Source organism: Phyllobacterium sp. LjRoot231, assembly GCF_964253365.1.
Taxonomy (GTDB): Bacteria; Pseudomonadota; Alphaproteobacteria; order Rhizobiales; family Rhizobiaceae; genus Phyllobacterium.
Window position 1 is genome coordinate 164,253 of the sequence record NZ_CAXUQT020000003.1, and the last position, 26,756, is coordinate 191,008.

The following is a 26,756-nucleotide window of genomic DNA, read 5'->3' on the forward strand; positions in this document are numbered from 1 at the left end:
TCGAGTAGCCAGCGATAATGTTCTTTGATCGCGGTGCGGGATCAAGCGGCGCGTTCCAATCATATTTCACGGCAACTTTGCTTCTTATTGAAATCTCATGAAGCGCGTACGCTGTATCAATCGCGCTGCAACGCCCCGAAGATTGTCCCACTTGTTTCATCTGACCCCATAGAAGGGCCAAAGCGCCGATTCCGAAAAGAAGCGCGAACCCTCAGGGATATCTAAAGTCATGGGCGAAACAATTGCCAGAAACGCTTGACCTTTGCTGGCCAAATAGAGCGCGAAAGATGTCGGATGCCGCTGAAGCGGAAGGCTTGACCTCAATACGCCGAATAGAGAAGAACCGAAAACATTTGGCAATTAAGAAAAATTCGCACCTGTACCAAGATGCCGCTCTATTGTCCCAGCGCGTAATCCTTCGATGATTTTTATGTGCAGGTCTGGATCGTTAACCCGCAATAACCTGAGCTGCATTGATCGTTCATCTGGAGGCCACTCCTCGGGTTCAAGACCCAATCCGCCGCCGTGCAGTGGCGGCGTTTCCAGATATTCTTGAAACCAGAATTTCACTTGATTGGCGGCTTGCTGTTTTGTCGCTGCATCGCCGTCCACGCCTCTATAGCGAAAGTCGAGGTGCCCCAGCAGAAACGACCATCCCCAGCGACCTTCATTCAGGCCTTTTGCAATCACCTTAATTCGACCTATTGTAACGCCGCTGGCCATCACAACGAAGTCATGGCTCAGTGTTTCCCCGCCAACAACGGTTCGAGCCCAGGTTAGCAGGTAGGACTTTCGGTACGCGATGGTCATGGTGCAATTAAGCGGGTTTCCCTGGAACTGACAAAGGGAAAATGTCTGGGGCTCTCGGTGTCAGCCTCCTTGTAAGGGGAACAACAGTGTCGGCTTTTGGCACATATGCTCAATATCCTGATCGGATATTTCGTTCACTGTGATTTCCTTGTGAAGGGAATAGCGCTATCGTCAAAGGGCTGAAAGCCCCCCACAGTTCAGCGATGGCCCGACCTGCCGCTGTACTGCTGCGTATCTGGCGTGTCGGGCCTTACTGACTCTATTTGCTGATGAAATGTCCGCCGGCTGAAGGTCACCGAGTTCCGGACCCGAAACAATTTCTGATGGTCCCCTCAACCCATTTATGGCCGGTCAAGCCACAGCTCTCACCTGATTTGAATTGCGTTCGCAGCAAAAAAGCGGAGTCTGCCTGTTGCTTCCGCCCTAAGAGAGTTTTGAGCGAATATGTCATTAAATGAGTTTTGCTGGTCAGTGTGTCACAGGCGATTGTAATATGGCCTCTATTCGTTTCCGGGCAATTGCTGATGCTTAACAATTTCAGCTGAATCGCATAACAGGAGTATGACTGCCTTGTCACAAGATCCGAAAGCAAGCCTTCGCACAGCAGCGTTGGACTTCCACCAATTTCCCAAGCCAGGTAAGCTTGAGATCACGCCAAGCAAGCCATTGGCCAACGCGCGCGATCTCGCACTGGCCTATTCGCCTGGAGTTGCAGCACCATGCGAGGAAATCGCTGCTGATCCGGAGAAGGCCTACTCCTATACGTCCAAGGGCAATCTTGTGGCCGTCATTTCCAACGGCACGGCCGTGCTGGGTCTAGGTAATATCGGAGCGTTGGCCAGCAAGCCCGTCATGGAAGGCAAGGCTGTTCTCTTCAAGAAATTCGCCGGGATCGATAGCATCGATATCGAGGTGAATGAGAGCGACCCCAAGAAATTCATAGAGATAGTTGCGCCGCTGGAGCCCAGCTTCGGGGGTATTAATCTTGAAGACATCAAGGCCCCGGACTGCTTCGATATTGAAGAAAGCCTGAGGGAGCGGATGAATATCCCCGTGTTCCACGATGATCAGCACGGCACGGCGATCATTGTTGCTGCAGCTGTTCTCAACGCGATGAAGCTCGTCGGAAAAAACATCGCCGACGTGAAGATTTGTACATCGGGTGCGGGTGCAGCAGCGATCGCGTGCATGAACATGCTGATGACCGTGGGCGCAAGGCGGGAGAACATTTACCTGGCGGACCGTCAGGGCATCATCACCAGGAAGCGGGCAAATTCCGTGGATCGGTGGCGCGGCGCGTTTGCTCAGGACACGGATGCCACCGAACTGGCTGAAGTCATGGCCGGGGCGGACATCTATGTTGGCTTGTCCTCGGCGGGCGCTCTGAAACCTGAAATGATCCGTGAGATGGCGCGTGATCCCTTAATCCTGGCATTGTCGAACCCGATACCGGAAATCATGCCGGAACTGGCAATCGCCGAACGGCCCGATGCGATGATCTGTACGGGAAGGTCCGACTATCCCAATCAGGTCAACAACGTCCTGTGTTTTCCTTTCATCTTTCGCGGTGCATTGGATGCAGGCGCGACGACCATAAACGATGACATGAAGCGGGCGGCGGCTTACGCTATTGCGCAATTAGCCCATGAGCCTGTTCTGGAATCCCTGGGAACTGAGGCGTCGGCTATTTTCGGGAGTGGCTATCTCATTCCGTCCCCGTTTGATCAGCGGCTGATTTTGCGAATTGCTCCAGCGGTTGCACAAGCCGCCATGGACAGCGGTGTATCACGCCGCCCGATCCAGGACATGCGCGCATATCACGACAGCCTGAAACGTTTCGTCTTCCGTTCCGGACTGGTCATGAAACCAATGATCGAGCGCGCCAAAGGTCAGGGGAAACGCATTGCCTTTGCGGATGGTGAAGATGAACGTGTGTTGCGCGCCACCCAAGTGATATTGGAAGAAGCCATCGGGCGGCCCATTCTTATCGGCCGACCCTCCGTCATCGAACAACGGATAGAACGTTTCGGCCTCACAATTAGACCCGATCGCGATTTCGACATCATCAACCCTGAAGACGATCCGCGGTATCGCGACTATGTCGGCCTCTTTCACAATTTGGTCGGACGCAAGGGCGTATCGCTCGACACAGCCCGTACACTTGTGCGCACCAATACGACTGTGATTGGAGCATTGGCTGTCCATCGTGGAGAGGCTGATGCTCTGATATGCGGATTGCAGGGAAGCTTCATCAAACATGCGCGTGATATTCGATCGATCATCGGACTGGCCGATGATTCAGCACAGCTGTCCGCACTGTCGATGTTGATCATGTCCAAGGGCGTGTTTTTCCTTGCTGACACCTACATGAACATCGATCCAACTGCCGAAGAGATCGTCCAGATAGCCTTGCAAGCCCGCGATCATCTCAAACGCTTCAGCATCGATGCCAAGGCGGCGCTGCTGAGCTATTCGAATTTCGGCTCGCGTGACGGGGCGTCCTCGGAAAAGATGCGTGCAGTCTATTCTCTGCTGAAGCAAGCCGCGCCCGATCTGCTCGTTGAAGGTGAAATGCAGGGAGACCTTGCCATCAACGGTGTGTTGCGCGAGCGCTACTTGTCTCAAACGGCCTTTCAGGGCGAGGCAAACCTGTTGATCTTTCCGTCATTGGAAGCTGCGAACGTCTCGATGACATTGCTCACGGAACTGAACAATGCCCTTGCGGTAGGACCCATACTGATGGGAACCAAGCGCCCGGCACACATTCTTGCTCCATCGGTAACCAGCCGGGGCATCGTGAACATGTCGGCCATCGCGGCTGCTGAAGCTTTGGAAGCCTGACGAGCAAACTGAACGCGCTTCCCTGCGCTTTAAAAATCCAATTTTTGATTGTGCGACGCAAAAGTATTATTGCAACGCACAATAAACTAATGTACATAATGAAATGTATTTAAATCTGAAGCCGGCGCAGGCGCCGGTAAAGACTTGCTGCTGCGCCACAGGGAGGATTCTACAATGAGCAAGACCACCAAACAGGCCGATGCGTTCTCGATCCCCGCTTTCGATGCCACCGCTGTAACCGACCAGGTTCGCGAATTCACCGAAAAGGGCGTGGCTCAGTCCAAGGAAGCCTATGCCAAGATCCAGGATCAGGCCGAAGCTGCCCAGAAGACCCTCGAAACAACTTTTGAAACTGCTCAGTCGAATGGCGCCGCTCTTTCGCTGAAGGCTTTGGCTGTGCTCCGCGCCAACACCGAAGCCAGCTTCGCTCATATCGAAGCGCTGATCGGTGTGAGGTCTTTTGGCGAAGTGATCGAACTGCAGAGCGCATTCGTTCGCAAGCAGGCTGAAGCCATATCCGGTCAGGCCAAGGAATTCCAGGCTGTTGCTTCCAAGGCCGTCGAAGAAATCTCCGCACCGGTCAAGTCGGCCGTCGAGAAGGCCATCAAGGACGTCAAGGTCATCTAATTTCTGATCGTCTTCGTTGAAATTATCGGGTCGCATTCGGCGGGATTTGCCGCCATGCGAGGTTAGATAATAGCGCAGTCGACAAAGTGGTGCAGGAGTCGGACAGACCGTTCTCTAATCGGAATGTAGATTCCAAGTGTGTCCGGGAACTAACGTCTTTTGCCGCCGCGCAGCGACAGTGCTAATGCCTCGTTTGCCGGCGTATTGCACATCACAGACAAGTGTGGAGCCACTAAAAATCTGTCGTTAGTGATATTTTCAAACGATCGTTGTCTGCAGGATTCGTTCTGAACAAAACGTCCAATTCAGAAACTAGATTAAAGGACTAGGTGCGCTTCACGCTGGTCCATGGGTCATTTTGTTTCAGATTCCATCGCAAGAATCGACGTCGACTGGCCGTGGCCATCGGCTTTGTCGCTATCCAAAAGCTGCTCGCTGACGATGTCCTGAGTCGCAGGGTTCAGCGAAATATGCTGATTCATGATGCGAGAAGCCGATCAAGTTCAAGTATGATGGGTGCCACGAAGGCGCGGGTTGTGGATGCTGCCTTTTCCGAATCGCCGGATGCGATGGCATCGACAATGGAGACGTGGGCGGCCATGTCTGGTTCGAGGAGTTCGCCCGTTACCGTCGCCTTGATGATTTCCTGGATCGAAGCCGAGAAGAACTCGTAGACTTCGACGAACGCATGATTACCGGATGCGGCGACAACAGCCTTGTGAAAAGCAAGATCCTGTTCGACATAGAGATCATGGTTGGCAGGGTCATATTCGCCGCGGTTAGCCAATATTTGCCGAAGCTCGGCAATAATCTCGCGCGTATAGCGAATTGCCGCCAGCCGTGCTGCCTCGACTTCAAGTGCACAGCGGGTCTCGACCTGATCGCGAAGCCCGGTTCGCCGAATCCGCAGGGCACTGTCTTTGGCATCAATGACCGATCGCACGTAGGTTCCGGAGCCCTGACGTGTCTCGAGGAAGCCCTGAGCAACGAGAACGCGAACGGCTTCCCTTACTGTCCCTCGGCTCACGCCAAGCAGGCCGGCAAGCGCTGCCTCATTCAGTATGCGATCACCGACTTGCCAGCGATTGGCGGTAATTTCGGCCCGGATATTGTTGACCGCAGTTTCCGCAAGATTGGTGCGCCACGCAGGCTGCATTTGCTAAGAATTCCTAAAGTCATCTAATGACACGACTAATATGTGGGTGAAACCGAGTGTCAACGAGGAAATGAGCTCGGCTGTTAGAGTTGGATCTGTTGCAGCGTTTTGGTTACCAGCGGTATGGCAGGGAAACGCCGATTATTTTCGGAGCGTTGTTCGCGGCCATTGGCTGTAACTCTACCGGGTGATCGACAGCGTTGGGGATACGGCCGAGTTCCTCCTTAGCGAACATCGGGATCTCACGGCGGCAAAGCGCACCTTCAGTAAAGCTCTCAACCATCATGGCTGGCCTGATCGCGTTGTCATCGACGGCAGTCAAGACAAACGGGGAGGTGATCGTTTCCTGCGACCTGACAAATCGTTTACAGGATCGCTCTCGGCGTCAGCTGAAGCTCGATCACGATCGGGGAAAGTCAGTGCTTGAACAATTGCTTCGAGCAGTACAATCGGCGCATCAAGCGCCGCGTGTGCCGGTCCCACGCTCGAACCACGCCATCGCGGTCTACGTTTCCTTGGTTTGAAAGCCAATTGGCTAGGTCTTTTGATTGCAACGATCGGTGCGCTCAGTGTGCTTCGGCGTGCAAGATCACACTTTTCAAACTTTCAGATATTGCAGTTAAGTCACCGATGACTTATATAGTCGGTGTCGAAGGAGATGGACAATGACGACCCAGATTCTACAATTTAAGAGGCTGCAGGACCAAGATCGAAAGCAGATTGGCTTTGTCCCGGGTAAGGGCGGTCGGGTCGAATTACACCTTCGAACAGGATCAAAAACTACTGAAACCGTTGCTTTGCCCCGTGAAGTCAACGAAATGATTGAGGTTCTCCTATATCACTTGGCACGCGGCGAAGAAGTCGCAATACTTACCGAAGATCAAGAGCTAAGTCCTAATGATATTTCCCGAGTTCTTGGCGTCTCCCGTCCGCTCGTAGTTCACAGAATGGATGCTGGTGATCTTCCGTATCGTTACGTCGGAAAGCACCGTCGTGCAAAACTGAAGGACGTTTTGGCACTCAAGGCCCGAATTGACACCCAGCAGGCTGCTCTCGATGCCCTGGCTGAAGATACAGAAGAACTCATGCGCGACCATGCCATTTGAGCCTCAGATCGCCATCTACGACGCGTGTGTCTTATATCCTTTTCATCTTCGCAATCTCCTAATCCAATGCGCTGTCGATCGGCTAGTGGAAGCGCGCTGGACTGATGAAATCCACGACGAATGGATCAGAAACCTGGCGGCCAACGCTCCCGGCGTTTCCGCAGAACGTCTGCAGAAAACGCGAAACCTGATGAACGCCGTGCTGCCTGATGCAACTGTACGCTGCTACGAACACCATATTCCAGAGATCACGCTTCCCGACACCGACGATCGGCACGTGGTTGCTGTGGGAATTTCCGCCAGCGCATCTGTGATTGTAACTTGGAACACTCGCGATTTCCCCTCCGAAGAACTCAGAAAGTATGGGTTATCGCGGCAGACGCCCGACGACTTTCTCTTCGATCTTTACCGTCAATTCCCTGAAGTTGTCGTCACAGTAATCGCAAACGCCAGACGTAATCTGCGAAAAACAGGATTGTCCGCAGCTGAATTCATAGACGCTTTGAAAAGGCAGAAGCTGACACGTTTTGTTGCCGAAATCTCAAGGCACATCGACGATATTTGAATCGCAGAGGCACTCAACCACCACACTGTCTGCAGTGGATGCCGAGGCTGTTCTGTGCTTTCTTGTCCCCACGACGGTCATGAGAGGGTAGTATCTCGCCCCATCCCCGCAAACGACCCCTGACGGAATCGCCGAGCTGGAGGTGTTCCAAAAATTCTGGACGGCGCCTATATTATCGCGGCTGGCGTTTAGGCCCGCGAGGGCATGGAGCCTTTCGATGGGCGTTGGTGCGCGGATATGAAATCGAACGCATTTCAGTCTTTGATGTTGTCGGTTATGCCGGCCTGACTTGGTGCCGGACAGACTCCGGGCGTCCACACGCCAGCTTGCGGTTGAGAACGATGCAACCGATGGCAACCTCGGTCTGCTGCGCGGCGAACGAACGAGCCCGCAAGCGCGATCCGATCAGTCCCTTGTATCGTCCGATGGCGGTTTCGATCAGAGCACGCTTGCCATAACCGGTGGCCGCCTGCCATTTCAGCCGACCGTTTCTTGCGATCGCCGCGATGTGCTTGTCCGGGCTTGTCACATTAATTGAGCTTGACCGATGCTATGCGCTTTGAGCTGATTTCAGTTGCTGATGCCGGTCACAGTCTTCCATTGTGCCATAGCACTGAGCCGGTGCAAGTGAATGCCTTTAGCGGAACGGTTCTTGTGGGATGGAACGAACAGGTTGCGCAGGGCTGAGAAAATCGAAACGAAGCGTTGCAGACCTCCTTGAGATCGGAAGCTCTGCATTAACCATTCCCGTTTTCGTAATGGAACGTGAGAATTCTCCGCCCGATTATTCAGCCTCTTGTGGGAACGATGTTCGACTGCGGGCATGATCTGCCGCTTTGCTGCGCCGTAGGATCGGAGCTTATCCGTAATGATACGCTTGGGTGGCAAGCCTTGTTTCTTTAGAAGGCGTATCAGCAATCGCCTGGCGGCCTTGGTATTCCTGCGGTTCTGCACGATCTCATCGAGAATATAACCATCCTGGTCAATGGCGCGCCACAGATAGTGCCTCTTGCCGGAAATAGAGATCACCATTTCATCAAGATGCCAGACATCCTTTGGCGAAGGCCGTTTGCGTTGCAACCGGCGAGCGTAGTCAGGTCCGAACTTGATCCCCCAACGGCGAATAGTTTCGTAGGACACGAGTATCCCGCGTTCAAGCAGCATTTCCTCTACCAGACGCAGGCTGAGCGGAAATCGATAGTAAAGCCACACCGCATGGGCGATGATCTGGGTTGGAAAACGGTGGCGCTTGTAGCTGACGCGAGACTGAGGCATGCCCATCCACTTATGCCAAACTCCCTGAGCCAAAGTTAATGTGACAAGCCCCCGGCGTGAAAGTCGATGTAGACGCATGTGCGCTCATCAACGTTTCGGTCACTTCGGAACGAGACATCTGCAACGAAACTGCATAGCAGCTGGTGTCCTTGCTTGATACGAAAGTATTGAACAAGATCTGCTAGGGCTTGCCAATTTGCGTCGGCGTCGCCGAGCACAAGCGGTGTTTCGCTCATTTCACGACCTTCACCTCGAATTGCAGGCTGCACCAAGCCTCAAGGGAACGCGTAAAAACACAACGCACTGGGCAAGCGATGGTTGCGGAGCCAACGGATGTTATGGGATTTTGTCCAGATTGCCTCATAAATCCTTTGCGCGAATTGAGGGTCGCTAGTCCGAATTCATCCGGTATCTGCTTTTCATGTATCAGACAGCAAGGCGTTCAGGATTTGCCCGGTGTCCGCAAATTATCAAGGGATACGCTTCCCGGTCCAACCGAGTGAAGATGACTGGCTGGTTCCTAGCCGCCCGGATGTAATGGGCGACTGTCGCGGCGTTCACCGCGAACAGCCGGTCATTTGCGAAGCCAGCACGTTTTCGTGAATGAAATCCGCCAGCCATATCGTGATTGGACTTCACGATCCGCTGGAGTCACGCTTGCCTCGGGTATAAGTCGATAATGGGCGGACCAACTATCGTTCGAATAGGAGGCCAAAATGAAGCACCATGCACTCGAGCAACTGCAGATCGTCGCCGAGGTCGATCAGGATTACCCGCGCCAGACCATGTCGCGCGGTGAACGTCTTGAACGCTGGGCGGAGCTCCTCGAACAGAATCCTGACCGGCGCCTCGCGACGCTGCACCAGACCGAGTATCAGCCGGCAAGAGAACGCGCGGCCATGCGCGGAGACAGCACGCCAATCTCGGTCGCTTTCGAGGATCCTGTCCTCCGAGCAGCCGGGTTGGAAAACGACAGTTACGGCGAAGCGAAGCGGTTCTTCGAACTTTCCGACGAGCAATTGCACGAGGTCATCTGCTATTGCCATTACGGTGCGACGGTGAACGCGGCGACGGCCGCCCGTCACATCCGAGAAGCCAGGTCCGACTGGTTGTAGTTGAATTTTGATCCGCTGGCTCGTGACTGAGCGTAACAATCTCGCCGGTCCTTGCGCGAGTTATCGAGCGATCGATCAGCGAGGGCTAAACAAGATTGTCGAACGCCGCTGAACGGACTCAGCAACTGAATCATTTTCTTCCGTCGGCTTGGCGGTGCGGACAAGAGTGAGCGTTACTTCTCCTTTGAATGAGGATCAGCATGTCGGTGGCTATTACAGCGATCAAGGCCATGATGGTTGAGCGCCGGAATTAGCCGATTGAACTCGGTCATGGTGCGCTTGGCTATTCATTCGCAGGAGCTGAAACCTTATGACCAAGCACGCTTCAACCCGGCCCTTAGATCGTCCAGAACAGGCACGATGGCCAGCGTCAACAGAATGGCGGCAAGGACGAGTGATGCGGCGAAGCCGAAATGTTGTCGCGCAAGCATGAGCGAAATGCAGATAAAGCACCGTTGAGTTCCGGCATGCCGAAGATCTGCGCGGACGAAATACCGGCGAATGCAGTGATCAGACCCAGTACAGCGGCTCTGTCCACGACAGGACGGTGAAGCGGCAGGCCGTTCTTTGAGTCATGTCGTGGCCCTAGGCGACAGCTTCGGTCGGCAAACCGGCAGCCTTCCATTCGGGATAGCCGTCCTCAAGCCGATGCACGAGATAACCGCGCGCTCGCAGTGCCGCAACCGCCTCGAACGAGAGAACGCAATAGGGCCCGCGGCAATAGGCGATCACTTCCCTGTTGACGGGGAGTTCTCCCAAGCGGCGCTCCAGTTCGCCGAGAGGAATATTGAGTGCGCCGGGAAGATGTCCGAGGGCAAATTCGTCTTCAGGCCGTACGTCGAGAATCGTGATAAGCCCGTCGCGCAGCCTCGAGACCAGGTCCTGTCGCGACACGGCCTCCAGCGCATCCCGCGCGCGGAAGTAGTCGGTCATGACGCGGTCGACCTCGGCCAGGTTCCGCTGGCCCACGCGTCCGAGCGCCTGCGTCAGCTCAACCACCTCAGTATCGCCGGCGAGGCGGTAGAGCACGTGCTTGCCGCGGCGCTGGGTGTCGACGAGGCGTGCGCGGCGAAGGATCTGCAGGTGGCGCGACGTGTTGGCGAAGTTGAGGTTGGCCCGCACTGAGAGTTCCTCGACGCTGCGCTCGCCTTGGGCGAGGTGTTCCAGCAGCTCCAGCCGGTGGGCGTGACCAAGCGCCTGGGCCACTTCCGCGAGACTGGCGAAGATCGATTGTTTTGGTCCAATGCTTGACACGGCTTCCTCTCAGTGAAACATTCAGCAGAATAATTGAATGTTTCTATCTCGTCGAACTCAGGAGCGCAAGGCCATGATCCTCCGTCAGTTCCTTCACAAGGATCCAGTCGGCATCTCGTATCTCTTCGGTTGTGGTGGTCGGGCGGCCGGAGCCGTCGTCGATCCGGTGGGTGAGATCGAGCCCTATCTGCACGCAGCGGAAGACGCTGGCATGCGTATCCACTTTGTCATCGATACTCACGTTCACGCCGACCATCTCTCTGCCGGTCGGCAACTCGCCGAGGCGGCCGGTGCCGAGTATGTTCTCTCGGCGCACGCGGATGTTTCGTTTCCGTACAAAGCCGTGCGCGACGGCGAGATGTTGCCGCTTGGTAACGTCGAGGTAAAGGTGCTGCATACGCCCGGTCACACGCCTGAGCACATCTGTCTGCTGGTGGGCGATCGCACTCGGGCCGATGAGCCCTGGTTCGTGCTGACTGGTCATACGCTGATGGTCGGCGACCTCGGGCGCACGGAACTTGCCGTCAACGCCGAACAAGGCGCGAGGGACCTGTTCCAGAGCGTGCGCCGGCTCAAGGCTCTTCCGGACTATGTCGAGGTGCTACCCGGCGCCTATGCCGGCTCCGTCTGCGGCCGGCGGCTGAGCGGCAAGCCCTGGTCGAGCATCGGCTTCGAAAAGCGCCACAACGAAGCCTTCAGGATCGAGGACGAAGCCGAGTTCATCCGCTTCATGCTCGCCGAGATTCCGCCGGCACCGCCCGAGGCCGCCGCGCTCAGGGCCGCGAACTCCGGCATGACCGTCGCGGCAGCCTGACCTGTGGGCGACGCGGCATCGGTTCCAAAGCCGGAAGGTTCGCCAATCAAGCTAGGGCTCAAGGAGAACTGGCGGCAGTTCGCCCTGCTCATGCTGGTCAACGCCTTTGTCGGCGGCATGGTCGGCATCGAACGAACCGTCGTGCCGCTGATCGGCTCGGAGGAATTCGGCATCGCCTCGACGACACTGGTCGTCTCCTTCATCGTCAGCTTTGGTGTCATCAAGGCCGCCGCCAATCTCGTCTCAGGTCAGCTGGCCGATGCCTGGGGACGGAAGCGGGTTCTCGTCCTCGGCTGGCTCGTCGGCTTGCCGGTTCCGTTTATGATCATCTGGGCGCCGAGCTGGGGATGGATCATCGCAGCCAATGCGCTGCTTGGCATCAACCAGGGGCTTGCCTGGTCGATGACGGTGATCATGAAGGTCGATCTCGTCGGACCGAAGTCGCGCGGCCTCGCTGTCGGCCTCAACGAGTTTGCCGGCTATCTTGCCGTCGGTGTGACGGCTTTCCTCACTGGCTATCTCGCTTCGCGATACGGGCTGCGCCCCGTACCGATCTACCTCGGTATCGGCTACGCGGTCTTCGGGGCCGTGCTGTCAATTCTGCTCGTCCGCGACACACGGGACCACGTCCGGTTGGAAGCGTACGGGCATTCACAGCAACCGGCTCCGATCAGCTTCCGGGAAGTGTTTGCGCTCACGACGTTCCGAAACCGCAATCTTTTCGCCGCCTCGCAGGCCGGCCTTGTCAACAACCTCAATGACGGTATGAGCTGGGGCATCTTCCCGCTGTTCTTCGCCTCCTTCGGCCTTGGTGTCGAGCGTATCGGCATCCTTAAGGCGGTCTATCCCGCGACCTGGGGCATTCTGCAGATCGCCACTGGCCCCTTGAGCGATCGCTGGGGTCGCAAGGGCTTGATCGTCGCTGGCATGTGGGTGCAGGCGGCCGGCCTGTTCCTCACTGCGGCCACGCGCCAATTCGAATGGTGGCTCGCCGGGAGCCTCCTTCTCGGGCTTGGCACGGCGATGGTCTACCCGAGCCTGATCGCCGCCGTCTCCGACGCCTCGCATCCGACCTGGCGTGCCCGCTCGCTCAGCGTCTACCGGTTCTGGCGGGATCTCGGCTACGCCATCGGCGCCCTTTCCGCCGGGCTCATCGCCGATTTCTTCGGGCTCTCATGGGCGATCACATCCATTGCCGGGCTGACGTTTCTCTCGGGTGCCGTCGTCGCCATCGCCATGCAAAAGACCGGCAAGGGTTCGAACCAACCAACCTCTTTGGAGGGTCGCTCGTTATGAACGGCATGGAAGGAGAGGTTGGGCAATGAGCCTTATTCGCCCATGGTGGTGATCTTGCTCGTCCTCGGGATCGTGCGAGCCCGGCAACCCCTTGGCATTTATCCTTTACCACAAGGCGACGCCGGACAGTGATGAGTCTTATCCCGAGTAATTCAGCGTGTGAGCGATCTTCCAGAAAGCCGTCTTTCGATCGTCACAATAGCCTAACTTCTGAGACCGAGTTTTGCGGGCACGCTGAAAGCCCGGTCTCCACCATAGCTACCTCATGGAGACCCGAACGTTCTCTTTGGGCCAAAAAGCAGATGTCGGTCCCCAGCTTTGTCCTTCAACGCGAAGACTTGGCGCGCTCAAAAGGATTCAAACCTCTGCCCCCCGTTGGCAACGGTCAGCCTCCACAACGTGCGCTGGGATGGTTAACAAAAGGTGAGCACCATAGAGCTGAAGAGATCATTGAGGCCGGGTCTCCGCTGGTCAGAAGGACCTAACCAGCATGCCAATAACCAACTAACGAAAATAATGTTCCGTCGAATCCTGAACGTGAGAGTCTAACGCCGATCGAGCGTATTTAACTGGCGCCCTGCAAGTTGCAGAACCTTTGCATCAAACGGGCGAATAGGCCCAAAATACATTGAGCGCGGCCACGGCTGCCAAGCCGATCGACACGCCCGCAAGGTAAACCCAAACAGGAATCCTGGAGCGCCGCGGTTTGTCGCCATCCTGCATCTCGTGCTTTTGATCTCAAAAAACGAGTCCCGGCAGGGAAGGTTTCCTTGGGGCGCCGGGACTCGTCCGCCCCGTGGGTAACCGGGCCATTTTTTGATTAGAAGATTCGCAGGGAGATTGCTGTTCACAAAATGTGGACAGTATTAACAGGTTGAATGGAGCGTCTGCCGATGCGGGTGAGGCTTGGCCGGTGCTTATGAAGGAAACCAGCCAAGCCTCTTGCTGGGACATCGGTATTTGTCTCGAGCCCGGGTAGGCTAAGCTAAACATGGGCGCGGTGGCAAGTAAGTTGGTCGCCTTGGATACGCAGTCCTAAGAATACTGGCGGATTTAGATTCTGCTCGTAACGGTCTCATCACGCCTGATTGGCACGACAGGAGGTAGTCCTATCGATTGGTGATTCTCCTCCTATGCATGACATGCCATTTGCTTTCGTTACCGTGTTAAACCAACATACAGGCCAGAGAAAACCATTCATTCACTTGATGACGCTACAGAGTTCTTGCTCTACGACTGGCCAGTTACACCGCGTTGGTGCATCAATCAGGCATTTGGCGCAGGTCGATCTATTATGAGGTTTACTATGTCTTCTTTGCTTGGCTGCGGACGGACTCCGGGCGTCCGCACGCCAGCATGCGGTTGAGAGCGTGGCAACCGATCGTAGCTTCAGTCTGCTGAGCGGCGAATGAGCGAGCCCGCAAGCGCCTTCCGATTAGCGCCTTGTACCGCCCGATGGCAGTTTCGATCAGAGCCCGCTTGCCGTAGCCGGTGTTTGCCTGCCATTTCCGCCGACCGTCGCTTGCGATCGCGGCAATGTGCTTCTCCCGTTGACCAGGCAGTCCGGCATCATCGCATGCCACTGCCGTCGACCGGGGTGGTATGACGACGTTCGCGGTGCTGCTATGCTGCAGGATCGTCTGGTAAGTTGGCTTGCCGTCATAGGCTCCGACGGCCGTGAAGTGATCAATCTCGCTGTCGATCTGATCGAGCAACGGCGCCACCTGGGAAGGATCATCCGTATTCTGGTCTGTCAGACTATGAGCAATGATCTCGCCATTCTTGGCATCCAGCGCCAGATGGAGTTTACGCCATTTCCGTCGTGACTTCGCGCCATGCTTTTCCTCCAACCATTGCCCGGCGCCGTAGACTTTCAATCCGGTGTTGTCGACCAACACATGCAGCGGGCCGTCCGGCAGAGGTCGGTTTCGTCTGGCTGATGGCTTCCACTTTTGCGCCCGACGGCTCAGCGTCGTGTGATCGGGAACAGGAACCTTCACCCGGGGATGTCACGTTAACACAGCATAGTGTTTTTTGGCGGGTCGCCACGCGGTTTCACAGCCCGCTAAATGTCTGATTTCATTATCATGCGATTTTCTGCTTGACGAGTAGAAGGCAGTATTCCGCATTAACGTGACATCGCCGCTGCCCACACACCCGGATTTGCAGAAGCAATCCTACCGCCTGATCGTAGCGACGCTGGCACGCGAGGCCCGCGTCGGCCGCAACGCCATCTACACCAACCATCGGTCGATGATCGAGGAATTACGGCGCGCCGACAATCACAGGATCATCCCCGACAAGCTTGCAGCCTGGGAAGACAAGCTCGCCCAGCAACCGATCCCTCATCCAGGTCCTGCAACTCGAGGGGCGGCGTCTGGTGACCGAGAACGCCGTTCTGCTGAAGCGCATTCTCGAAGCGGAAACGGAGGCTGATCGGCAGAAGCGTCACAACGCCCGCCCTATCGCAGAACGCGACCAGGCGCTGAAGCCGGTGTCCCTCGTTCCGCGTTCCCGCCGGTGAGTCTGCAGATGTCAAATTCAAAAGCGAAGTGGAGTGATTTCCGCGGAAATGTCGGTAGCGACCAACACCCCCGACGGCAGGGTTCGACCCTTAGGCGCCTTGCAATTTTGAGTTAGATTAGGTCGGCTGCGGTCAGCGCGGGAAGAACCGCCAAGTCTGGCAGCCCGGAAATGGAGGGCTTGCCTTCGCCTCGCCAGATAGCACACACCACAGCTGCCACATCGGCACCGGCAGCGCGCACAAGTCTGGTCGCATCGGCAACCGCGCCCCCGGTGGTTATCACATCCTCTATGAGCACGACCTTTCGGCCCTCAATTCGCACACCTTCGACGGCTTTACAGGTGCCATATTCCTTGGCCGCCTTTCGCACAAACACTGCAGGCAGCCCGCTTTCAAGCGACATCGCCGTGGCAATCGGGACGCCGCCCAATTCTAGCCCGGCGAGTACCTCGGTGCCGTCCGGCATTAGCTGCAGCATGCGCTGCGCCACGCGGCGAAGAAGCATCGGATCGGATTCAAATCGATATTTGTCGAAGTATTCATTCGAGATCTGACCAGAGCGCAGCCTAAAAGTCCCACGAAGGCGCGCGACTGCATTAATATCGGTCCCCAACGAATCTTTGCTCACGATTGTCTCCCTATAGGTTAACCTTCTTGGATTGGCACAATCTGCGAATGCCTGCAATCCACCCCCTTCTCGGACCTTCCCCGCGCGATTTTTGGTGTTCGACACGTCGAGCGTTTCACTCCGGTTGACTTCTGAGCACTCTAATTCTCCATTTCTCAGCGGATGCTCAAGATACAGCCCGAAACGGCGTTGCGGACAAAAACGCTCGAATTATCAATACAGTCGAGCAAAGAGGACACTTGACGCATAACCTAACCGCTCCACCCCGCCGATCAGTTCGAAGCCTTCAGGCAACTGGCAGACAATGGCAAAACCATCACCGAGATTGCCAGCGTCTACGGCGTCAGCGAAGTGCTGGTGAAAAAGCGGCTGAAACTGGCGAGCGTTGCCCCTTCGATCCTCAAGGCATACCGCGCCGACAAGATCGACCTTGAACAGGTCATGGCCTACACGCTGAGCGAGAAACGGCAGGAAGCGCTTTTCCGTAGGAATCCGGACATGAATGCCTATCAGGTCAGGCAGACGCTGACCGAGGGCGATATTCCGCTGTCCGATAAGCGGGTGACGTTTTCAGTCATCGAGCTTCGCTTGCAAAGGGTTTATCAGGCGAGCCCCAAGCAACTCGTCGAGGATCTGATTAAGGCCTGTGGCGTCACGCGACCGCGAGCGTCAGATGGCCGACCGGATCCGCAGCGGGCTTTACCGTGATTTCAATGTCGTAGCCGAGGCGATTTAGACACTCCATCAGTTTGCGTTCCGACAGGTTGGTGAAGTCACCGCGAAGAAGCGCCGACACCTTAGGCTGTGGAAGACCCATGCGTCGCCCGGCTTCCTCCTGTGTAAGGCGGAGCCGCCGCACGGCCTTCGTAATTTCGATCAGCAGACCGGACTTGATTTTCAGCTTCTCAGCATCGGGAAGGCCCAGATCGGCGAATACATTGCCAGAGCTGACCTCGATCTCGATCCCGTCAACGATGCGGGTTGCCATGTCTCATCTCCTTTACAACAGTCTCCGCAACCTTGAGCCGGGCGCGGATGATGTCCATGTCCTCTTTTGGCGTCGCAATCCCGCTCTTGCTCTTCTTCTGGAAACAATGCAGGACGAAAACAGCCTCCTCGTATCTGACCGTGTAGACGGCCCTGTATGTGCCGCCAGTGTCGTTCTCGACCACTTCAAGAACACCGGCCCCGCCAAACCCCTTGAGGACCTTTGCGGCCGGATGCTGGTCGCCGTGTTGCGCGAAATGCAGCGCGTAGCCGATGAACTTCCGCACCTCGGCCGGGAGCTGCATCAGGTCTTTTCGGCTACCGCCAATCCATTCAATCGGTCGTTCGTCTCGGCTCATGACCACGTTATACCCGAAATGGTATAATTGGCAACCTGCGTTCCGCTCAAGCAAGCGCAATAACGCCGCCGCCAAACGCGAGCCCCCATTTCCGGAAACTACCTTACCGCGCCTCTGGTCGCCGCCATGGTATGACTTGCCATCAAGGCCGCATCATTGCCCTGTTTCGGGAGCGTTACACGACAGCCAGGCAATCTGCTTGTCATAGCCAATGTTGGCTTTGGGTTTCAGTGTAAGAGGCCATGCCCTTCGTGACTTGATCTTTGCATGATTCCGCGATGTGTTCGGGTCCTGCAGCCTTGTAATGTCTTGGATACGTTTACCTGGTGTTACCCACATATTGTCTCTTGTTGGCGCTAACCCGTGAAGGCCGATGTCGAAACCTACGTGGAATGATTGTATCTAATCTGACTGTGGTGTCTGCGTTGATCTGGATGAACGAGGGTAGTCGAAATCACGCTGTCACTGCTCCTGTTCGGCGCGTTGTCTTGGGAATGGATGACTAGGACCGCCTGTCCGGCAAGCAACCGCGGGTCCGAATGATTTCCCCCTGTCCTTACGGCCATTCCTCGCGAGGCAAAATCATCCGCTTGCTCATCGCGCGCTCCGTCCTCCGCCGTCCTCCACTCACGTTCCGGTCCTGCGGATGCTTTCCGGCCTCTTGCCGGTCCTTAACCGTATCCATCGACAACGCGAACAAGGAGCAAAACGCGATGACCGACACCCTCGTAAACTACATCCAGATCAACGCAGACAACACGGTCGTAGGCAATATTGCCACGGTGGCCTTCGACATCGACATCACAGGCGAGAAGCTGAACAGCGACAACCCGAAGGCTCCCGTCTTCAAGCTCTTCGCCAAGACACCCCGCGACCGCAAGATCGAGATCGGCGGGATCTGGGAAAAGACCAGCGTCTCGAAGGGCACCCCCTACTACACCCTCTCCGTCAACACCGGCTATGACAAGCTGAACGCCAACCTCGGGCGTTACCCCGGCCAGGACGACACGACCCTGATGGCAGTTATCCCCTGGGACTGAGATACGAAGAAGAAAGGAAGCCCCCGCAAAAATGAACTGACCCCAAAAGGTTGGACGATTGATTGATAGGCTAGGATGGTAGGGACTGAGTTCTGAATTGCACAGGGCTCAGTCCTTTCAGTTTCAGTTTTATACGCTGATGATTGTAATACTGAATATAGTCGCTTACCCGAGGATTGAGTTTAGTGCGGCGAGGCTAGTGGTGAAAATCTGACGCTTGGCACCGGAGCCGAAATTCCGGTTTCGATCCTGTGCAGCCGTCTGATAAGCAATGGGGCAAAGTCTTGACCGCATCTTGCTGATCGGCTTCCGATACAGTTCGGACTTCCAAGGGGTGTGAAATGGAAGATGATATCTGGGATCGGGCCTTCTATGACGATGGAGAGTGGGTTTCCTGGTCCGACGTGGAAGAACAGCTCCGATACCAGGAATGGCGAGCAAAGTATCCTAATGCGCTAAGATCTTTGATTCCGTATTTTCAGGATCTCTTGTCGCTGGCAGAAAGCTACCACGTTGAGACAGGTCGTCATCTCAATGTGTACGGAGACATTGGGGAGCTCTTCGGCGCCATCACCTACGGGATAAAGCTGAACAAGAACTATGCGCAGGGTGCTGATGGTAGGCTTGGTAACGATCATGTTGAGATCAAGACCATCACCCCGTTCAAGTCGAAGGACGAGGTTGTAGTGAAGGTATCAGGTAACTTCAGCAAGCTGCTCGTCGTGAAGATCAACGCGGATTTTGAAGTCTCATCCCGGATGGTCGATCGCTCGAAGCTTCCCAAAACGGCGAAGCCTTTCCTCACTATAAGGTGGGAGGATCTGCACGCGGCCAAATGACGGCTTCGTCCGCATTGCAGCCGTTCCACGTGCCAGCCGTGGGTGACTGCTCAGGGCGACAGGTGTAAGCTGTATATCCTCGACTCGTGGGAAAGCGCCTCAGAGCAATCCGAATTCGACCATGTCAGAGGATGCTAGGTCATGCCCGACATCGGAGACTGGCTCGCCAGCATCAGGCTTGAGCGGTATCGCCAAGCCTTCTTGAAGAACGGCATCGATCTCGATGTCGTCGACGATCTCACCGATGCCGACCTCAAGGAGCTCGGACTGTCCCTTGGTGACCGCAAGCGTTTTCTCAGGGCGGCCGCGACTCTGGCTCAGCAGTCGCCGCCGCCCACGGCGGCACTACGTCCCTCCGTGTCACCGATCCACAGCGAGGCGGAACGGCGACAGCTTACGGTGATGTTCTGCGATCTCGTTGGATCGACAGCACTCTCCGCCCGCCTCGATCCAGAAGACCTACGGCAGTCGATCGTTGCGTACCGTGCTTGCGCCACCGAGATCGTCGGTCGGTACGACGGTTTTGTTGCCAAGTATATGGGCGACGGCGTCCTCGTATACTTCGGCTATCCCCAGGCTCACGAGGAAGATGCCGAGCGGGCCGTGAGGGCCGGCCTCGCGGTCGTTGAGGCCGTCGACCGGCTGGATGCGGCAGGCGAGCACCTGGCTGTTCGGATCGGAATCGCCACTGGCCTGGTCGTGGTGGGTGACATCATCGGCACCGGCGAGGCCGAGGAATGCAGCGTCGTAGGTGAAACGCCGAACCTGGCGGCCCGCCTACAGGAGTTGGCCGGATCCGGCACAGTGGTCATTGCCGAAGCAACGCGGGCACTGCTGCGGGGCCAGTTCAAGCTCGAAAGCATCGGACTGCGGCCGATCAAAGGTTTTTCCGGGGCGGCTGAAGCGTTTCGGGTGCTCGGCGAAGTGCGTAGCGACGACCGCTTCGAGGCGGGTCACGCGACCGTGCTGCCGTTGGTCGGCCGTGACCCGGAACTCGCATTGTTGGTCGATCGCTGGACTCAGGCCAAGGCCAAGGAAGGTCAGGTCGTCCTGCTCGAGGGTGAGGCCGGAATCGGCAAGTCGCGTCTCGCCCTGGCCCTTCGCGAGCGTCTCCTTCGAGAACCACACAGGTTGCGCCGCTACTTCGCCTCGCCATACCACATCAACAGCGCGCTTCGTCCGGTGATTGGCCAGCTTGAACAGGAAGCGGGATTTGAACGCGAGGATTCATCGGTCGTGAAGCTCGCCAAACTCCAGGCGCTGATCGCGGAACAGGTGGGTGAGGGGAGCGAAGCGCTCCCATTGTTGGCCGAGCTTCTCGGAATTCCAGGCACTGGCCGCTGTCCAATACTGAATCTCGCGCCCCAACAGCGTAAGAACCGAACCTTCGACGTGCTCATCGCCCAGCTTGGCAGACTGGCTGCGAAGCAGCCGGTGCTCCTGGTGCTTGAGGACGCTCACTGGCTGGACGCGAGTAGCCTTGAGCTGTTCGGCTTGTTCGTGAACCACATCCGGCAGCTCCCGGTGCTGCTGGTCATTACCCACAGGCCCGAGTTCGTCCCGCCTTGGCGTAGTTACCGGCACGTGACAAAGGTGGTCCTGAATCGCCTCGACCGGGTGCACGCTCAATCGCTGGTCGAACGGCTGACCGGCGGAAAGGCACTGCCTGCCGGAGTGCTCGATTACATCCTGGCCAACACCGATGGCGTACCGCTGTACCTTGAGGAGTTGACCAAAACCATGCTCGAATCTGGTCTCCTGGGAGTGGCCGGCGATCAGTTTGGACTGGCTGCACATATGCCGCCGCTGGCGATCCCGGTAACGCTATACGACTCGCTGATGGCCCGCCTCGACCGCCTCGGCAGGGCCAAGGTGGTGGCCCAGATCGGCGCCTGCATTGGGCGCGAGTTCTCCTATGAGCTGATTGCGGCGTTAGCAGTGCTCGATGAGCATGAGCTGCAGAGGAGCCTTGATCAACTGGTTGCTACTGAGCTAGTTTTTCGGCGCGGAAGCCCCCCTAACGCGATCTACAGCTTCAAGCACGCGCTCGTCCGAGATACCGCATATCAGTCGCTCCTCAAGAGTCGCCGCCGGGAACTACATCGCCGTATTGCGCAGGTCTTCGAAGAACTCGCCCCACATGTCGTGTCCGCTCAGCCGGAGCTCCTGGCCCATCATCTGACGGAGGCAGGAGAGCTGCCGCAAGCCGTCGTGTTCTGGCACCGGGCCGCCGAGCACGCAAACGAGCGGGCGGCGAATGCCGAGGCCGTCGGCCATTTGGCCAAGGCACTCGACCTGCTCGCCCAGATGCCTGAGAATCCGGAGCAACTCGAGCTTGAGCTGACGTTGTTGACCACGATGGGACGAGCGCTTACCGCCGCGAAGGGCTATGGCCACCCGGAGGTCGAGCGCGTCTACAACCGTGCTCTCAACCTGGCGGAGCGGATCCAGGAAACGCCCAGGCTGTTCCCGGCGCTCCTCGGTCTCACCATTCATCATGCGGTGCGGTCCGAGCTTTCCGCGGCGCGGGACCTTGGCGAACGGCTTCTGAGGTTGGCGCAGCAGATCTCGGATCCTGTGCTCGTGGTGGAAGCGTCCTATGCTTTGGGCATTACCTGCTCCTGGCGTGGCGAATTCGCCTCGGCATGGAAGCACTTCGAGCACGGGATCAGCCAATACGACATCGCCCAGCACCGGGCCCATCTAGCGCTCTATGGACAGGATGGAGGACCGATCTGCCTGTGCCGTGGCGGCATGGCGCTGTGGTATCTCGGCCACGATGACCGGGCGCTGGAGCTGATGGACGAGGCGCTCGCCATGACCGCGAGCCTCAGGCATTTGTTCAGCCGTGCCTATGTACTGACATGGGCGGCGATTTTGCAGGTGCATCGACGCGACATCGCCAAGGCGCAAGAGGCGGCGGAGTTGGCGTTGGCGTTCGCGGCCGAACACGAATTTCCATTCTGGCACACCCAGGGAGTCTTCCTGCAGGGGTGGGTGCTGGCGGAGCGGGGCCTGATCGCGGAAGGCATCGAGCGGTTGCGAGACGGGTTGGCTTGCATGCAGGCGATCGGGTCAGGAATGACGGCGCCTTGGGCGATGGGCTTACTCGCGGAGGCGCATGGAAAGGCTGATCGTTTTGCCGAGGGTAGCACCTTGATTGACGAGGCGCTTACCATTGTCGCACGCACTGGCAACCGCTGGTGCGAGGCGGAGCTGCATCGGCTCAAGGGCGAACTCATATCATCGAGCTCAGAGTGCGATCCTGCCGAAATCGAGGCGTGCTTCCGCCGTGCGCTCGACGTCGCCCGCATGCAGGATGCGAAGATGTGGGAACTGCGCTCGGCGGTGAGTTTGGCCCGGCTATGGCGAGCACAGGGTCTTAGAGCGCAGGCCTGCGAGCTGCTCATGCCGCTCCTCGGCTGTCTCTCTAACGGCCACGGGACGCTCGATCTTCAGGATGCTCAAGCGGTCCTTGAGAGCTGCGGAGGTAGTAAATCGAGCACCTGAACACTTGCTCCGCTGCAACGACTTTGTCGTAACTCCCGATGGAGCGATGATTCTGACTCCGACATTTGTTATTGCGATGTCGCAGTATAGGGAGTCACGCAACGACTGCAACCCGGTGGGAGCAGACCTCAGCCGAGGGGCGTCCGAACTTCGGCTTCCCACCCTATTGAGAAGTTCAGCGCCCGCGCCGCGGCCCCGAATTGTGGGAGGCGTTTTCCAGCCGCGCCGGCATGGCCGGCATAAGCGGCCGCAGCGAACCTCAGGAGAGCGGAGCAGCCGAAGGCAACCCGCGTCCGCCAGGTAGCGCCGTAGGGTTTGCCGGAGGATTGTGGTAAACCGGGCGGGTGCTGCCATACCCAATGAGCAGCCACGGCCAATCGGTCGCTTGACCCAAAAGGAACCGCTTGCCGGGGGCAGTCGGTCCCGGTTTCCGCCCTTCGGGCGGCGCTATGCTAAACCTCCTGCGGCTGCCCTTTTAACCGGTCAAGCGATGCGCGAACTGGCTTCGGCCGCTGCGCTTACCTTCGCCTGGTACGCTCATTGTTTCACCAAGAGGGGAAAGGGCGCGCTGCCCCCTCTCCCCTGCAAGGAGAAAATCGGTCTCCCCGTCCTTCCTCCGCTAAGGCCTCCGGCCACGCTCCGTGCAGGATCGACGCGGATCCGCATGCGCGGATCATGCGTCGCCCCTTCTGCTTCGCCTCGGGCGGGTGATCCCCCTCCGATTTGTCTCCTTGCCCCCTCTCCCCCGCTGTTCCGCACGAGCTCGGGAGCAGGAGCGGGGCTCCTGCCCCTTCGGGCACGAGACCGCTTCGCGGTTGTCGCTTTGCTCTTAAAGGCGAGATGAGGAATTCAACAAAATCAAAGGCGTTCCTTTGTCTCTAAATCTGATATTTTGCCTTTAAATTCGAGATTTTTGCCCCTAAACTTGAGACAGGGTTCACAGGGGCATGCGGCTGAGCTTCAATCCGGACATCCGTCTCTTCTGTCTCGCCGCGATTGCAGTGGTCCAGAAGCGTCCGCTGATCAAAGCGGCGTTGTTTGCTACTGGTATCGATGACTTCGCCAGAGTCGCCTTGCTCCGGACTTATCAAAAGGAGGCCCCCTTGCTCGTAACCGTCAACCGGATTGGTCGCCAGATCGAGAACCGACGTTGCGCCTCGACATCAAATGCCATCGAACGAACCTGGTTGTCATCTCGCATTTAAGGGCAAAGAATGGCGTCTGTCGACGCAAAACGCGACAAATCTCGGAATTAAAGGCAATGCGACACCTGGAAATGATGGCGGGCGTTACTGTGACAAGACGAACAGGATATAATGCTATCTGGCAGCAGACTGGTTGAGGAAAGCCCCACCGTCATGAAACCGATGAACGAAGAGCACCTTGCGGTTCTACGCAGGCACATGGTCGAGATGATTGCGATCCATGCCGACCTTGCAAGCGAAGAACTCGGCAAGGCGACGCTCGATGAGCGGGTGATGGAAGCGATGCGGCGGGTCCCGCGGCATCTCTTCGTGCCAGCCCCGGTCGCGCCTTATGCCTACCAGAACATGCCGCTGCCGATTGGTTTCGGCAAGACCGTCTCGCAGCCCTTCATTGTCGCTCTGATGACCGATCTCCTTGCTCCCCAACCGCACGAGGCGGTGCTCGAGATCGGAACCGGCCTGGGCTACCAAACCGCAATCCTCGCGGAACTCGCCGGGCAAGTTTGGAGCGTCGAAATCATCGAGGAATTCGCGAGCCATGCCGAGGCTCTGCTGCAGGGCCTCGGCTTTTCCAATATCGCCATTCGTGTCGGAGACGGGTCTCGCGGCTGGCCCGACCACGCCCCATTCGACAAGATCCTGGTTAGCGTGGCAGCTGAGCGGACGCCGCCGGCTTTGCTTAAGCAGCTCAAGCCAGCGGGACGTCTGGTTCTGCCTTTGGTGTCTGAAGAAGTACAGTTTCTGACTATCATCGACAAGGATGCGGCAGGGCAACTCAAGACTCGGAAACTCATCCCGGTTCGGTTCAGCCGGCTCGAAACCGTCTAATGAGGTGCGCACAACTGGCGCGACCGCGCTTTTCCGACCATCAACCGGATGCCAGCCTTCCGCGCTTCTTCGCCCTTGGTGAACGCGAAGAAACGACCCTTCTCTGCCCTCCTTTTGAGGAACTGCTAGGGAAACTCTCTGGCCCTCTGTCGACTTTCGTCTTCTCCCGCGCATTAGCCGGTGTGTGCGACGATTCGTCATTCGACCAACATGGGGCCATGACAAGAACACCGCGAAATCGTACGGGACTTTGGACGAACCGTGAACAGGTACGAACGTCGGCTCATGCTGCTCGATGAAATAACGTGTCGGTTTCTCGCAATGGCCTCAAATCGCCGGGTTCCGGGGTATCGCCTGTCCATGAATAGATGCCTGTCAGATTAATATGCTCCCAAGTCAACGGCGAAACATGGCGAAGAAGGTTGTCTGGGATGTCGCGGCCCTGAGCCTTGAGATGAACGGCGGCTTTGGCAAGGTAGACTGTATTCCAATGAATAATGGCGCTGACGACGAGATTGAGACCGGAAGCACGAAATGATTGGCTGTCGAGTGAACGATCGCGAATCTCACCACGCTCATGAAAGTAGACGGCGCGTTTTAGCTTGTGGGCAGCTTCACCTTTGTTGAGGCCAGCTTGGCAACGACGGCGTATCCACAAAACGCGTTAGAGCAGAGGAATCATAATCCTTGTGTCGGGGGTTCGAATCCCTCCTTCGCTACCGAACAAGCGCACTGGCCAATTATGGGCCGGTGCGCTTCTAGCGCGCCGAGCCCCGTGCAGACCTTCGCCAAGCAAGGTCTTGGGCAATTCATTCATGACCCATCACGGAACGTTCCGGGCGCTTGCGTCGTTCCATTGCATAGCCTGTCCGCAGGATGGGATTACCGGTGAACAGCACAGACTTTAAAGGCGTCACAGTGAGAACTTAGCGTGCTGTTCACCTGATGTTCAGGTTCGAAGATCCTCTCGGCCAAGAGCACGGAGGGCTTCGGGCATGCTTGACGGTGTAGTCAATTAAATACCTGTAGGAATGGAACTAAGCGCGCCCAGCCGGAGGCAGGGCACGCCATAATCGCTATCAATGAACGACGAAGTAGTCGCTCGGATGACTCGTAACTTCGTCGGCGCTGACGCCCACGAGAGTGACGGAATCGCCATGTCCGAGATCGACAACAACATTGTCGCCAACCTGCGTGACACGGGAAGCCAGGTCATCAGCAGAAGTAATGTCCTGACCGTTGATACCGCTGGAGATCTGGAGGATGTCTTCACCAGGGGTAAAATCAAGCACAACGTCGTTGCCGCCGCCGCCACTGAACGAGAATACATCATTGCCGGCGCCACCGACGAGAACGTCGTCGCCTGCGCCGCCTGAAAGTAAGTCATTGCCAGCACCACCGAGAAGCACGTCGCTTCCAGCGTCGCCGAACAAGACATCACTTCCCTCACCACCGCTCAGTACGTCTGAGCCGTGTTCCCCGAAAAGAATGTCGGAACCGTTGCCGCCGAAAAGGGCATCATTACCCTTTCCGCCGAACAACAGATCGTTACCGTCATCCCCGAATATCGAGTCGTCGCCTTTCCCGCCCAAGACAAAATCATCACCGCCATTGGCGTGGATGAAATCGTCAAAACGCGAGCCAAACAAAACGTCGTCGTAGGCGCCGCCTTCTAAAGTGGCCATCTGCTTCTCCTTCTGTTCTGAAACTGCCGGAGAATCCGGCGGTTGGTGCCTGATGACTGTGCACGGAATCAAGTCGGATTGCAATATACACTAAGAGTATAAATCCAATATTACATAGTAACAAGCGGACATATGTGGGTTTTTGTAGAAAATATACTTAACAACTAATCTGGATTTGCGACAACAGTAATTCATTTATATGGGAATATTACGCATATATTATTTCATGATTTGAAGTATTTATTTGCGGAGTTGGATGCCAGCTCGTACTTGCTGTTCACCTGACGTTCAG

At 56.8% G+C, this 26,756-nt stretch carries 24 protein-coding genes, 1 tRNA gene and 5 pseudogenes; 15 read left to right on the plus strand and 15 right to left on the minus strand.

The genetic code is table 11. From position 1 onward, the window contains the following. Positions 1-360: 360 nt before the first annotated feature. The gene (locus ACSQ3H_RS26805) at positions 361-810 is read right to left on the minus strand and encodes a hypothetical protein (RefSeq protein WP_436120142.1); all 450 of its coding nucleotides are present in this window, start codon (positions 808-810) and stop codon (positions 361-363) included. A gap of 561 nt (positions 811-1,371) precedes the next feature. Between ACSQ3H_RS26805 and ACSQ3H_RS26810 the strand changes: the two genes are divergently transcribed. Both ACSQ3H_RS26810 and ACSQ3H_RS26815 read left to right on the plus strand, forming a co-directional pair. Next, positions 1,372-3,651 (plus strand): NADP-dependent malic enzyme, encoded by a 2,280-nt coding sequence (locus ACSQ3H_RS26810; protein WP_436120143.1) that lies wholly within the window; start codon positions 1,372-1,374, stop codon positions 3,649-3,651. Between the two features lie 174 nt (positions 3,652-3,825). Beyond that, positions 3,826-4,278, plus strand: a complete 453-nt coding sequence (locus ACSQ3H_RS26815) for a phasin (protein ID WP_436120144.1) — start codon at positions 3,826-3,828, stop codon at positions 4,276-4,278. A 353-nt stretch (positions 4,279-4,631) separates the two neighbouring features. Here the strand turns inward: ACSQ3H_RS26815 and ACSQ3H_RS26820 are convergent, their stop codons facing one another. Beyond that, complete coding sequence (locus tag ACSQ3H_RS26820; protein WP_436120145.1) at positions 4,632-4,760, minus strand: hypothetical protein; 129 nt, start codon at positions 4,758-4,760, stop codon at positions 4,632-4,634. Continuing rightward, positions 4,757-5,434: a FadR/GntR family transcriptional regulator gene (locus ACSQ3H_RS26825; RefSeq protein WP_436120146.1), complete on the minus strand. Its 678-nt coding sequence runs from the start codon at positions 5,432-5,434 to the stop codon at positions 4,757-4,759. Before ACSQ3H_RS26825 ends, ACSQ3H_RS26820 begins: the two co-directional genes overlap by 4 nt. A gap of 157 nt (positions 5,435-5,591) precedes the next feature. Here ACSQ3H_RS26825 and ACSQ3H_RS26830 point away from each other — a divergent pair. From ACSQ3H_RS26830 to ACSQ3H_RS26840, 3 genes and pseudogenes are all read left to right on the plus strand, one after another. Continuing rightward, positions 5,592-5,905: pseudogene (locus ACSQ3H_RS26830) on the plus strand (DDE-type integrase/transposase/recombinase); the annotation flags it as partial. A 194-nt stretch (positions 5,906-6,099) separates the two neighbouring features. Further along, the gene (locus ACSQ3H_RS26835) at positions 6,100-6,540 is read left to right on the plus strand and encodes a DNA-binding protein (protein ID WP_436120147.1); all 441 of its coding nucleotides are present in this window, start codon (positions 6,100-6,102) and stop codon (positions 6,538-6,540) included. Next, positions 6,530-7,105 carry a PIN domain-containing protein gene (locus ACSQ3H_RS26840; RefSeq protein WP_436120417.1) on the plus strand — a complete coding sequence of 192 codons (576 nt, stop codon included), beginning with the start codon at positions 6,530-6,532 and terminating at the stop codon, positions 7,103-7,105. Before ACSQ3H_RS26835 ends, ACSQ3H_RS26840 begins: the two co-directional genes overlap by 11 nt. A gap of 274 nt (positions 7,106-7,379) precedes the next feature. Here ACSQ3H_RS26840 and ACSQ3H_RS26845 read toward each other — a convergent pair. After that, positions 7,380-7,622, minus strand: a pseudogene (locus ACSQ3H_RS26845) (IS5/IS1182 family transposase); the annotation flags it as partial. Between the two features lie 53 nt (positions 7,623-7,675). Then, positions 7,676-8,380: an IS6 family transposase gene (locus ACSQ3H_RS26850; RefSeq protein WP_436120139.1), complete on the minus strand. Its 705-nt coding sequence runs from the start codon at positions 8,378-8,380 to the stop codon at positions 7,676-7,678. A 716-nt stretch (positions 8,381-9,096) separates the two neighbouring features. Here ACSQ3H_RS26850 and ACSQ3H_RS26855 point away from each other — a divergent pair. After that, a complete protein-coding gene (locus tag ACSQ3H_RS26855; protein ID WP_436120148.1) occupies positions 9,097-9,495 on the plus strand; it encodes a hypothetical protein in 399 nt (132 codons plus the stop codon). A 308-nt stretch (positions 9,496-9,803) separates the two neighbouring features. On the opposite strand, the gene ACSQ3H_RS26860 is transcribed toward ACSQ3H_RS26855, so the two are convergent. Both ACSQ3H_RS26860 and ACSQ3H_RS26865 read right to left on the minus strand, forming a co-directional pair. After that, on the minus strand, positions 9,804-9,926 hold the full coding sequence (locus ACSQ3H_RS26860; RefSeq protein WP_436120149.1) for a hypothetical protein: 123 nt from the start codon (positions 9,924-9,926) through the stop codon (positions 9,804-9,806). Between the two features lie 154 nt (positions 9,927-10,080). Then, positions 10,081-10,749, minus strand: coding sequence for an ArsR/SmtB family transcription factor (locus tag ACSQ3H_RS26865; protein WP_436120150.1), 669 nt, complete (start codon positions 10,747-10,749; stop codon positions 10,081-10,083). A gap of 73 nt (positions 10,750-10,822) precedes the next feature. Here ACSQ3H_RS26865 and ACSQ3H_RS26870 point away from each other — a divergent pair, with 73 nt between their 5' ends. Further along, a complete protein-coding gene (locus ACSQ3H_RS26870) occupies positions 10,823-11,563 on the plus strand; it encodes an MBL fold metallo-hydrolase (RefSeq protein WP_436120151.1) in 741 nt (246 codons plus the stop codon). Between the two features lie 90 nt (positions 11,564-11,653). Further along, positions 11,654-12,859 (plus strand): MFS transporter, encoded by a 1,206-nt coding sequence (locus ACSQ3H_RS26875; protein ID WP_436120418.1) that lies wholly within the window; start codon positions 11,654-11,656, stop codon positions 12,857-12,859. 339 nt (positions 12,860-13,198) lie between these two features. On the opposite strand, the gene ACSQ3H_RS26880 is transcribed toward ACSQ3H_RS26875, so the two are convergent. Both ACSQ3H_RS26880 and ACSQ3H_RS26885 read right to left on the minus strand, forming a co-directional pair. Next, a tRNA-Ser gene (locus tag ACSQ3H_RS26880) sits at positions 13,199-13,264 on the minus strand. A gap of 899 nt (positions 13,265-14,163) precedes the next feature. Beyond that, a pseudogene (locus ACSQ3H_RS26885) lies at positions 14,164-14,847 on the minus strand (IS5 family transposase); the annotation flags it as partial. Between the two features lie 145 nt (positions 14,848-14,992). Between ACSQ3H_RS26885 and ACSQ3H_RS26890 the strand changes: the two are divergent. Next, a complete protein-coding gene (locus tag ACSQ3H_RS26890; protein ID WP_436120152.1) occupies positions 14,993-15,295 on the plus strand; it encodes a hypothetical protein in 303 nt (100 codons plus the stop codon). A gap of 200 nt (positions 15,296-15,495) precedes the next feature. Here the strand turns inward: ACSQ3H_RS26890 and pyrE are convergent, their stop codons facing one another. Then, a complete protein-coding gene (gene pyrE, locus ACSQ3H_RS26895; RefSeq protein WP_436120153.1) occupies positions 15,496-16,011 on the minus strand; it encodes an orotate phosphoribosyltransferase in 516 nt (171 codons plus the stop codon). 357 nt (positions 16,012-16,368) lie between these two features. On the opposite strand from pyrE, the gene ACSQ3H_RS26900 reads away from it, so the two are divergent. Continuing rightward, positions 16,369-16,719: a hypothetical protein gene (locus ACSQ3H_RS26900; RefSeq protein ID WP_436120154.1), complete on the plus strand. Its 351-nt coding sequence runs from the start codon at positions 16,369-16,371 to the stop codon at positions 16,717-16,719. On the opposite strand, the gene ACSQ3H_RS26905 is transcribed toward ACSQ3H_RS26900, so the two are convergent. Next, on the minus strand, positions 16,664-16,999 hold the full coding sequence (locus ACSQ3H_RS26905) for a helix-turn-helix domain-containing protein (protein WP_436120155.1): 336 nt from the start codon (positions 16,997-16,999) through the stop codon (positions 16,664-16,666). The genes ACSQ3H_RS26900 and ACSQ3H_RS26905 overlap by 56 nt on opposite strands. Next, complete coding sequence (locus ACSQ3H_RS26910) at positions 16,980-17,303, minus strand: type II toxin-antitoxin system RelE/ParE family toxin (RefSeq protein ID WP_436120156.1); 324 nt, start codon at positions 17,301-17,303, stop codon at positions 16,980-16,982. Before ACSQ3H_RS26910 ends, ACSQ3H_RS26905 begins: the two co-directional genes overlap by 20 nt. Before the next feature lie 767 nt (positions 17,304-18,070). On the opposite strand from ACSQ3H_RS26910, the gene ACSQ3H_RS26915 reads away from it, so the two are divergent. Beyond that, positions 18,071-18,397, plus strand: coding sequence for a DUF736 family protein (locus tag ACSQ3H_RS26915; protein ID WP_436120157.1), 327 nt, complete (start codon positions 18,071-18,073; stop codon positions 18,395-18,397). Between the two features lie 70 nt (positions 18,398-18,467). Here the strand turns inward: ACSQ3H_RS26915 and ACSQ3H_RS26920 are convergent. Then, positions 18,468-18,578: pseudogene (locus ACSQ3H_RS26920) on the minus strand (IS3 family transposase); the annotation flags it as partial. 160 nt (positions 18,579-18,738) lie between these two features. Here ACSQ3H_RS26920 and ACSQ3H_RS26925 point away from each other — a divergent pair. The 4 genes from ACSQ3H_RS26925 to ACSQ3H_RS26940 all read left to right on the plus strand — a co-directional run bounded on the left by ACSQ3H_RS26925 (position 18,739) and on the right by ACSQ3H_RS26940 (position 24,779). Then, a complete protein-coding gene (locus ACSQ3H_RS26925) occupies positions 18,739-19,236 on the plus strand; it encodes a hypothetical protein (RefSeq protein ID WP_436120158.1) in 498 nt (165 codons plus the stop codon). Between the two features lie 141 nt (positions 19,237-19,377). Beyond that, entirely contained in the window at positions 19,378-22,746 is a 3,369-nt protein-coding gene (locus ACSQ3H_RS26930) for an AAA family ATPase (RefSeq protein WP_436120159.1), read from the plus strand. Positions 22,747-23,693: 947 nt separating this feature from the next. After that, entirely contained in the window at positions 23,694-23,951 is a 258-nt protein-coding gene (locus tag ACSQ3H_RS26935) for a hypothetical protein (RefSeq protein ID WP_436120160.1), read from the plus strand. Positions 23,952-24,104: 153 nt separating this feature from the next. After that, positions 24,105-24,779, plus strand: coding sequence for a protein-L-isoaspartate(D-aspartate) O-methyltransferase (locus ACSQ3H_RS26940; protein ID WP_436120161.1), 675 nt, complete (start codon positions 24,105-24,107; stop codon positions 24,777-24,779). Positions 24,780-25,062: 283 nt separating this feature from the next. On the opposite strand, the pseudogene ACSQ3H_RS26945 reads toward ACSQ3H_RS26940, so the two are convergent. Together ACSQ3H_RS26945 and ACSQ3H_RS26950 are read right to left on the minus strand one after the other, a co-directional pair. Continuing rightward, positions 25,063-25,431 (minus strand): annotated as a pseudogene (locus ACSQ3H_RS26945) (Tn3 family transposase); the annotation flags it as partial. 427 nt (positions 25,432-25,858) lie between these two features. Then, positions 25,859-26,464 (minus strand): calcium-binding protein, encoded by a 606-nt coding sequence (locus tag ACSQ3H_RS26950; protein ID WP_436120162.1) that lies wholly within the window; start codon positions 26,462-26,464, stop codon positions 25,859-25,861. Between the last annotated feature and the right edge of the window lie 292 nt (positions 26,465-26,756).